General features: G+C 66.5%; 8 protein-coding genes. 6 read left to right on the top strand and 2 right to left on the bottom strand.

Annotation, left to right across the window (positions count from 1 at the left end; genetic code table 11):
- From FVW20_RS01355 to nifB, 5 genes are all read left to right on the top strand, one after another.
- On the top strand, positions 1 to 466 hold a 466-nt coding region (locus FVW20_RS01355; RefSeq protein ID WP_307831282.1), incomplete at its 5' end, for a NifB/NifX family molybdenum-iron cluster-binding protein.
- A 24-nt stretch (positions 467 to 490) separates the two neighbouring features.
- Positions 491 to 793 carry a (2Fe-2S) ferredoxin domain-containing protein gene (locus FVW20_RS01350; RefSeq protein ID WP_167122244.1) on the top strand — a complete coding sequence of 101 codons (303 nt, stop codon included), beginning with the start codon at positions 491 to 493 and terminating at the stop codon, positions 791 to 793.
- A 205-nt stretch (positions 794 to 998) separates the two neighbouring features.
- The gene (nifE, locus tag FVW20_RS01345; RefSeq protein WP_196607967.1) at positions 999 to 2,423 is read left to right on the top strand and encodes a nitrogenase iron-molybdenum cofactor biosynthesis protein NifE; all 1,425 of its coding nucleotides are present in this window, start codon (positions 999 to 1,001) and stop codon (positions 2,421 to 2,423) included.
- 10 nt (positions 2,424 to 2,433) lie between these two features.
- Positions 2,434 to 4,134 carry a nitrogenase component 1 gene (locus FVW20_RS01340; RefSeq protein ID WP_231038765.1) on the top strand — a complete coding sequence of 567 codons (1,701 nt, stop codon included), beginning with the start codon at positions 2,434 to 2,436 and terminating at the stop codon, positions 4,132 to 4,134.
- Positions 4,135 to 4,394: 260 nt separating this feature from the next.
- Positions 4,395 to 5,678 (top strand): nitrogenase cofactor biosynthesis protein NifB, encoded by a 1,284-nt coding sequence (nifB, locus tag FVW20_RS01335; RefSeq protein ID WP_196607966.1) that lies wholly within the window; start codon positions 4,395 to 4,397, stop codon positions 5,676 to 5,678.
- Positions 5,679 to 5,961: 283 nt separating this feature from the next.
- Here nifB and FVW20_RS01330 read toward each other — a convergent pair whose 3' ends face one another.
- Entirely contained in the window at positions 5,962 to 6,657 is a 696-nt protein-coding gene (locus FVW20_RS01330) for a molybdopterin-dependent oxidoreductase (RefSeq protein ID WP_196607965.1), read from the bottom strand.
- Positions 6,658 to 7,261: 604 nt separating this feature from the next.
- Positions 7,262 to 7,798 carry a rhodanese-like domain-containing protein gene (locus tag FVW20_RS01325; protein ID WP_231038764.1) on the bottom strand — a complete coding sequence of 179 codons (537 nt, stop codon included), beginning with the start codon at positions 7,796 to 7,798 and terminating at the stop codon, positions 7,262 to 7,264.
- Positions 7,799 to 8,033: 235 nt separating this feature from the next.
- Here FVW20_RS01325 and ilvN point away from each other — a divergent pair, with 235 nt between their 5' ends.
- Positions 8,034 to 8,516, top strand: coding sequence for an acetolactate synthase small subunit (gene ilvN / locus FVW20_RS01320; protein ID WP_116308146.1), 483 nt, complete (start codon positions 8,034 to 8,036; stop codon positions 8,514 to 8,516).
- The last annotated feature ends 371 nt before the right edge of the window (positions 8,517 to 8,887 follow it).

Genomic DNA, 8,887 nt, shown 5'->3' with positions numbered 1-8,887 from the left:
CGTCGCGCGGCGCACGGCCCCGGGATGCGGCGAACCCGTGGCCGTCACCGCCGGTTCCGGCCTGCCGCTGCCCGGCGGCGACCGCCCGTACGTGGCCGTGGCCAGCAGCGACGGCTTTGACGTGGACGAACACCTTGGGCACGCCCGCCAGTTTCTGGTGTACGGGCCGAAGGATGGTCCTGCGTCCGGCCCCTCTGCCGATCGCACGACCGGTCCCGTGGAACTTCTGGGCGTGCGCCCGGCACCGCCCGCCGGTTCCGGCGACGCCCGCTGGGAGGCGCTGGCCGCCGTCCTGTCCGACTGCGCCTACCTGCTGGTGTCCAGCGCGGGCCAGCGGCCCGTGGAATACCTGGCAGGCAAGGGGCTGCGCGTCATCCAGACCGAAGACAACATCGAAGGCCTCGTGGACGTGCTCTACGGGGGTGGCAAGAAAGGCAGGAAACGCGGCAAGGGCCGCACAGTCTAGGTATTGCAAGGGAGAGGAAGGACCATGCCCAAGCCGACGCATCAGATTCTCGTATGCCAGAGCTTCCGTCACAAGGGCGAACCCAAGGGTGTCTGTTTCAAGCAGACCGACGGGTTCCTGCAGTACCTCGAAGAGGAAATCCTCGATCGCGGCCTGGACATCCTGGTCACCGCCACCGGGTGTCTGAAGGCCTGCGAGGAAGGCCCCGTCCTCGTGGTGCAGCCGCAGAACTGGTGGTTCAAGGGCGTGGACAGCCACGATGCCATCGATGCCATCCTCGACGGTATCGAAGGCGGCGAACCCAATGCCGATTACCTGATGTACTAAAGCTTTTCCGGGGGAGGGGGAGCTTTGACGCTCTGCGGTCGCCATCCGTAAGGCTCGCAAGCTCGCCAACGGCTGCCGCAAAGCTCCCCCTCCCCCGGCCCCCCACCCCCGCAAACTTTTTATTTGGGGGTCCGCAAGGAACAGCGGGAAACGCCACAGCCGGACAACACAAGATTTCGCGCAGCTACGACAAAGGGGAAAGACCATGACCACCGCAACCGCACCCAACGTTACCGCCACGGCAGCATGCCGCGACGCGGATCTTCTGGACGAACGGAAGAAGCAGGTGCACCGCGCCGGGCAGGGTCCCATCGACATGGCCTGCAACCGCGAGAGTCTCGCGGGGGCCGTCAGCCAGCGTGCCTGCGTGTTCTGCGGCTCGCGCGTGGTGCTGTACCCCATCGCCGACGCGCTGCACCTGGTGCACGGCCCCATCGGCTGCGCCGCCTACACCTGGGACATCCGGGGGGCGCTTTCGTCCGGGCCGGAACTGCACCGCCTGAGCTTTTCCACCGACCTGCAGGAAAAGGACGTCATCTTCGGCGGCGAAAAGAAGCTGGCCGCCGCACTGGACGAACTGATCGACCTGCATAAGCCCAAGGCCGCCTTCGTCTACTCCACCTGCATCGTGGGCCTGATCGGCGACGACCTGGGCGCCGTGTGCCGCAAGATGTCGGAAAAGAAGGGCATCCCGGTCATCCCCGTGCAGTCGGAGGGCTTCAAGGGCAACAAGCGCGAAGGCTACCTTGCCGCGTGCAAGGCCATGTTCCGGCTGGTGGGCACCGCGCCCACGGACGACGTATCGCCCCTTTCCGTGAACATCCTCGGCGACTTCAACCTGGCGGGCGAAATCTGGATCGTGCGCGGATACCTTGCGCGCATGGGCATTCAGGTGGTGGCCAACATCACCGGCGATGGCCGGGTGGACGACATCCGCCGCTGCCACGGCGCGGCCCTGAACCTGGTGCAGTGCAGCGGGTCCACCATGGATCTCGCCAGGATGATGAAGGAAAAGTACGGCACCCCGCACCTGCGCGTGTCGTATCTGGGCATCGAGGACATGGCCGATTCGCTGTACGCCGTGGCCGAACATTTCGAATCCGTGGACCCCGGCATCGTGGAGCGCACCCGCGATCTCGTGCGCGAGGAACTGGCCGCCCTCATGCCGCGCCTGCGCGACATCCGGCGCGACCTTTCCGGCAAGCGCGCCGCCATCTACGTGGGCGGTTCGTTCAAGGCGTTCTCGCTGATCAAGGCCTTCCGGCACATCGGCATGAACGTGGTGTTGGTCGGTTCGCAGACCGGCACGCAGGAAGAATACCGGGAACTGGAAACCGTGTGCGACCCCGGCACCGTCATCATCGACGACGCCAACCCGCTGGAGCTTTCGCACTACGTGCGTGAACTGGACGTGGATGTGTTCGTGGGCGGGGTGAAGGAACGCCCCATCGCCCACAAGCTGGGCGTGGGCTTCTGCGACCACAACCACGAGCGCAAGATCGCGCTGGCCGGTTTCGAGGGCATGTACAACTTCGCCCGCGAGGTGCACGCCTCGGTCATGAGTCCCGTCTGGCGGTTCGTGCCCCGTCGGTCCCAGCGCGCCGCCGTTCCCACTGGCGCGGATGCATAGGGGGTGTGTCATGACGCTTGATTACGTTGCCAACGACGGCCTGTGCGCCGGTGACGATGCCGTGGCCGGTGACTGCGACTGCGGCGGAAGCTGTGCCGAATTCGGCGCGGGCTGCGCCAATGGTTGCGCTGACGGCTGCGCCAATGGTTGCGCCGATGGTTGCGCCGATGGTTGCGACTGTTCCGAAGCGCCGGAAGCCGGTCCGGAAACTGCCCCCGACGATTGCGGCTCGGCCTCGGCGGCGCTCTTGACGCCGGTTGCCCTGAAGGCAGCGCCTTCCAACACTGGCGGCGGCAAGCCCGGCAAGGCCCCGCGCCCCAAGCGCCCCGACTTCGTTTCCACCACCAACGCCTGCAAGCTGTGCACGCCGCTGGGGGCCATGCTGGCCTTCCGGGGCGTGGAGGGCGCCGTGCCCTTCCTGCACGGTTCGCAGGGCTGCGCCACCTACATGCGGCGCTACGTGATCAGCCACTACCGCGAACCCATGGACATCGCCTCGTCCTCGCTGGGCGAAAAGCAGGCCGTATACGGCGGGGGGCCCAACCTGAAGAAGGGCATCCTCAACGTCATGAAGAAGTACGACCCCGCGCTGGTGGGGGTTGCCACCACCTGCCTCACCGAGACCATCGGTGATGACGTGGGCGGCTACCTGCGTGAATTTCGCAACGAATTCGGTGACCTCGACCTGCCTGAAATCGTCCACGTGCACACGCCAAGCTACAGCGGCACGCACATGGAAGGCTGGAACGCCGCCGTGCGCGCCCTGGTGGACCAACTGGCGATAGACAAGGTGGAACCCCACGGCAAGGTGGCCCTGCTGCCCGGCTTCGTTTCCCCGGCGGACCTGCGCCACCTGCGCGACCTTGTCACCGACTTCGGCAGCGACGTGGTGATCCTGCCCGACCTGTCCGACCCGTTGGATGGCCCGGCGCTGGAAGACTACACCCCGCTGCCCGAAGGCGGCACCCCGCTGGCCGACATCCGCGCCTTGTCCGGTGCGGCGGCGGTCATCGAATGCGGCCGCTCGCTGGCCATGACCCCGACCGGTCCCTCCGGCTCATCCGGCTCCGCTGGCCCGGCCACTGCGGGGCGGGTGCTGCACGAACGCTTCGGCCTGCCGCTGCACGCCGTGGGCCTGCCCATCGGCCTGCGCGAAACCGACGCCCTTGTCGCCGCGCTGGAGGCCGTCACCGGCAAGCCCTTGCCTCGCAGGCACGAACTGGAGCGCGGGCGGTTCGTGGACGCCCTAGTGGACGGCCACAAGTACGTGTCCGGCAAGCGCGCCGTGGTCTACGGCGAGGCGGATCTGGTCATCGGCCTTGTGTCCCTGCTGACGGAGATCGGCGTGCACACCGTGCTGGCCGCCACCGGCACGCGCGGGGCGCATCTGGCAGAATCCATCGCCGCCGTCACCGAAGGCATGCTGCCCGCAATGCCCGCGGTCATCGAGGGCGCGGACTTCGAGGAAATCGCGGACACGGCGGAAGGCCTTTCGCCCGACCTCTTGGTGGGCAACAGCAAGGGCTACCGCTACGCCCGGCAGTGGAACATCCCCCTCGTGCGGGCGGGCTTTCCCATCCACGACCGCTTCGGCGGCCACCGCCTGCTGCACGTGGGCTACGCCGGTGCCCAGGCCCTCATGGACCGCATCGTCAACGCCGTCATCGAGAAGACCCAGAGTGATAGCCCTGTAGGCTACTGTTACCTCTAGGACCCCGAATGGGTCTTTCGCCCGTGGGCGGCGTCAAACGTCGCCTGCCATAGCTTTGCTGTCCTTATCCGCAAGGTTCGCTTCACTCACCTAACGGCTAAGGCTCGGTCGAATAGCGCAAGAGCGCGCTGCGGTCCTCTACCGTAAGACTCGCAGGCTCGCCTAACGGTAGAGGCATACCCCTCATGCCAGGCTCGTTTTCCTGGCCGACGAACGAAATCCCTCATTCGGGAATACGCTTTAAAACGAAGGAGACCGCCATGAAGCCGCTGCGCACCACCCCTCCCGGACATCCGTGCTTTGATCGCAACAGCGCCTCGTCCTGCGGTCGCGTCCATGTTCCCGTGGCGCCCAAGTGCAACATCCAGTGCGGGTACTGCAACCGCAAGTACGACTGCGTCAACGAATCGCGCCCCGGCGTGACCAGTGCGGTGCTTTCGCCGCGCCAGTCCCTGGAGTACGTGGACAAGGTGCTGGCCGCTGACCCGCGCATCACTGTCATCGGCATCGCAGGCCCCGGCGACCCCATGGCCAACCCGGCGGAAACGCTGGAAACGCTGCGCCTGATCCATGAAAGGCATCCCGAACTGCTGTTCTGTCTCTCGTCCAACGGCCTTGGCCTGCCGCCGCATCTCGATCGGCTGAAGGAACTGGGCGTCACCCACGTCACCGTCACCATCAACGCGGTGGACCCGGCCATCGGCGAAAAGCTGTATTCCTGGGTGCGCGACGACAAGGTGGTCTGGCGTGGCCGCGAGGCGGCGGAACTGCTGCTTGCGCGCCAGTTGGAATCGGTACGCGGACTTGTTGAGCGCGGCATGATCGTCAAGGTGAACACCATCCTGGTGCCCGGCGTGAACGACCACCACGTGGAAGAGGTGGCGCGCGTGGTGGGCGAACTGGGGGCCACCATCCAGAACATCATCCCGCTGAAGCCCACGGCGGATACCCCGCTGGCCCACCTGCCGGAACCGGACGCCGCCGCAGTCAACGCGGCGCGCAAGGGCGCGGGCGGGCACATTTCGCAGATGACCCACTGCAAGCGCTGCCGCGCCGATGCCGTGGGCCTGCTGCACGAGGACAAGTCCGCCGAGATGGCCGAAACCCTGCGCGCCTGCGCCGCCGCCAAGACAGAAGAGGCAGAGCGCCCCTACGTGGCCGTGGCCACGCGCGAAGGCATGCTGGTCAACCAGCACCTGGGCGAGGCCGCCCGGTTCCAGATCTGGGGGCAGGGGGCCAGTGGCTTCTATCTGGTGGAGGAACGCCTTGCGCCCAGGCCCGGCTGCGGTCCGGAACGCTGGAAGCAGGTGGCCCATACCCTGCGCGACTGCCGCGCCCTGCTGTGCGCCGCCTTTGGCGCGCACCCGGAAGGCATACTGGTGGCCGCCGGGGTGCGCCCGGTGGAAGCCTCCGGCTTCATCGAGGATGCGCTGGAGGTGGTCTTCGGCAACGGCAACACCGCCGCGCTGCGCGGTCGCAAGGGCGGCGTGGGCAAGGCCTCGTGTGCCGGGGGCGGGTGTCGCGGCACCGGCGAAGGCTGCTGAAGGGAACCTGCCTGCCCGGTTCAACTGCTGCGCCCCGCACTGGCTGTGGCCGTATTGGCAGCGGTGAACGGGCAGCGGCTGGACTGGCAGGCACGTCAGGCACGCGGGTGAGCGCCCCGCGTGCCTCGCCTTTCCGGGCGCGATGCCCCGCGTATCTCCCAAAATGCCACGGATCGGCGGGCCCGGTGCCGTGGCCGGTGAAACCCGGTTTGCGACTATCCCGTAGCGACGCCGCAGGGCTGTTGCGCGTTGCCATTGTCCTGGCGGTTGGCGACGGCGCTCTCTAGTGGCGCTCTTCCTTCCATGGATCGGCGGAGTTGCTGTACCCGCGCGTTTCCCAGAATCCGGGTTCGTCCTTGCTGACGATTTTCAGGCCTTCCACCCACTTGGCGCTTTTGTAGAAGTACCTGTCCGGCACCACGGCCCGCACCGGCGCGCCATTTTCGGCGGGCAGGGGCTTGCCGAAAAGGCGATACGCCAGAATGGCGTCGGGCTTTGCCGCTTCCGTCAGGGGGATGCTTGTGGTGTAGCCCCGTGCCGCCTCGATGACCAGAAAACCCTTGGATATGGCTGGCTGGGCATGTTCCACGAGGGTGGACAGGCGAACCCCGGTCCATGTGGAATCCAGTAATGTCCAGCCCGTGACGCAATGGATGTCACAGGTGGTGTCAACCTGTTCGAATTCAAGAAAATCCTGGAAAGAGAGTGTCACGGGTTTGTTGACCTCGCCGTGGATGCGAAGCTGCCAATTCGTGGTCGTTGCCTTCCCCGGCGTGCCGCCCATGTCCGGAATGTACTCGATGGGAGCCTGTCCGGGGGGGATGCGCGGCCTGCCGTCCTTTCTGAACTTCTTCTCCGTGGCGCTCCAAGCGGGATCGGCAAGCACCATGAACGTGCCGGGCAGGCCGATGCTGACGATGGCGCCAGCCGCCACGCCCAAAAACGTGCGACGGGTGAGCGGGGGGGTATGTCTGGACATGGCATCTCCTTGCGGTGCCGGTTGAGTGTCGAGCGGGGCTGCCTGCCTGCGTTGCCGCGAGGGTGGAGTGTGCCCCGTGGCGTCGCGGGCCTGGGTGGCGCGGTTCATGATACGGAAATCCGGCATGGCGGACCATTTTGCCGGGCAGGGGAATGCGCTGGTGAGAGTGCTGCTTTATGTAAGGTGTGCGCCATTCCGGAGGCAGGTGTCCAGTTTTTTCTCGAAAGGGACGCGGAGTGCGGCGCTGCGGAAGTGCATGCCGGGGCGGGGCTTGCAGTGCGTGGGGCAGGCGAATGCCATGAAGGCAAGCGGCCAGTGCATGCGCGGGAAAATGGCGCACAAGGGGGGAAGGATGAGCGGCAATGCCCTGTTTTTTCGATCAGTACGGAATCATTGCGGATGGTGGCTGCAGGTCGGGAGTCGCCGCAGCCGGGGGGGCAGTGTGATGTTGCTGTCTGATGCTGTTGCGCCATTCATGCATGGCGATGCAGGTTGCGGGCATGAAAAACGGCGGTTCACCCGAAGCGGGAGGGCCGCCGTCCGTTTCGTGCCGGGCTGGAGTGGAATTGGAGCGTGACCGGAGCGGGGCCGGACGGGTCGGGTCTCACTTTTCCAGCGGCAGGCCCGCCGCGTTCCAGGCCAGCGTGCCGCCGTCCATGTGCAGGACCGACGCGAAGCCGAGTTCGCGGAACACTTCCAGCGCCTTGCCGCTGCGGTTGCCGGACCGGCAGTAGACCAGATAGGTGCGGTTGCGGTTCAGCGAGCGAACCCGGTCACGGAATTCCGGCGAGGTGAAGTCGATGTTCCGCGCGCCCTGCAGGTGGCCTTCGGAAAACTCTCCGGGGGTACGCACGTCCAGCACCATGAAGGCGTCGTCGCCCCGGCGTTGTTCCATGATGGCGGCGGCTTCCTGCGGGGGCACGTCGCGCCAGCCGGTAGCCTGCCCGGCGGTCTGTTGACCAGCCCTGACGGTGTCGGGCGCAATCCGCGGCAGCATGGCCTGCACCGAGTACGCCGCCACGCACAGGGCTGCCAGCCACAGCAGCATGGTGCGCAGCGTGGTGCGCTTGCGGGCGTATGGGATGCGGGCGTGTTCCGCGCGCGGGCTGAATTCTTCGTCGGGTTCGGGCCGGTAGGTCATGGCGGTTCCTGTTGTGGCGGTGGATGGGGCCGGAGCGGCTCGGCCACCGGTCCCCCTGCTCCCATAGATAGGCCCGGGCCGTGCGGCTGGCAACCGTGGGGATATGCGGTCCTTGCTCCGCGACCTTGCCCCCCGGCCTGCCGCCGGTCACGCATTGCCAATATCCGGTCAAGCCGTTGCGCGAAGCGCCACCGTCGCGCTATGCTCCACCCCATCGATACACGGGAGCGCCGCCATGAAACATACATTGTCCGTGCTGGTGAAAAACAGGGCCGGGGCCGTGGCCGAGGCCACCGACGTCTTCCGGCGCCGGGGCATCAGCTTTCGTTCCATATCCTGCGCCGAGACCGAGGATTTCGACGTCTCGCGCCTCGTGCTGACCGTTGAGGACCACGAGGCCGAACTGGAATCCATCGCCGATGAACTGCGCGCGCAGGACGTGGTGGCCATGGTCGAGGACCTTTCGCGCCGCGACTTCGTGGACCGCGAACTGGTGCTGGTGAAGGTGGACGTGACCCGCGAGACCACCACCCAGATCATGCAGGTGTGCGAGGTGTTCCGCGCCAGCGTCATCGGCATGGGCCAGGAAACCATGACCGTGGAAATGACCGGCGACACCCAGAAGGTGGACGGCTTCATCCGCATGTTGCGCCCCTTCGGCATCCGCAGTCTGGCGAGGACCGGGGTTGTCGCCATGAAGCGCGGCGACGACGACTAGCAGGGCGGCGATTTTGTCGAATCGCTGCGTCAGCCGCCGCTTCCGCTCCGGGCACGCGCCAAAGAGTGCGCTTCCACCGCGGAAACGCCGTCTTCCTTGCGCTTCGGCAAACTTGCCGCCCCTGCATGAAGAGATTTTCGACAAGTAGCCTTTTCCCCTCGCGGCCTCGTTTTCCCTTTCCCGTTCACGACGTCCATCTCCAGCGGAGCATGCCGGTTTGACCACTGAAGCAAAGATTTGCCAGGGCCCGCACACGGGCGGGCTGGGGCCGAGCAGCCTTGACGAACTGGTTGCGCGCGTGGCCGTCTGCGGCGCGCGCCCGCGCATCGCGCTGGCCGCCTGTGCAGAGGCCCATGCCCTGGGCGCCCTGC

It is taken from the genome of Nitratidesulfovibrio oxamicus (genome assembly GCF_015731765.1).
GTDB classification, from domain to species: domain Bacteria; phylum Desulfobacterota; class Desulfovibrionia; order Desulfovibrionales; family Desulfovibrionaceae; genus Cupidesulfovibrio; species Cupidesulfovibrio oxamicus.
The sequence above is the reverse complement of the archived record's forward strand: the minus strand, read 5'-3'. Positions and strand labels throughout refer to the sequence as shown.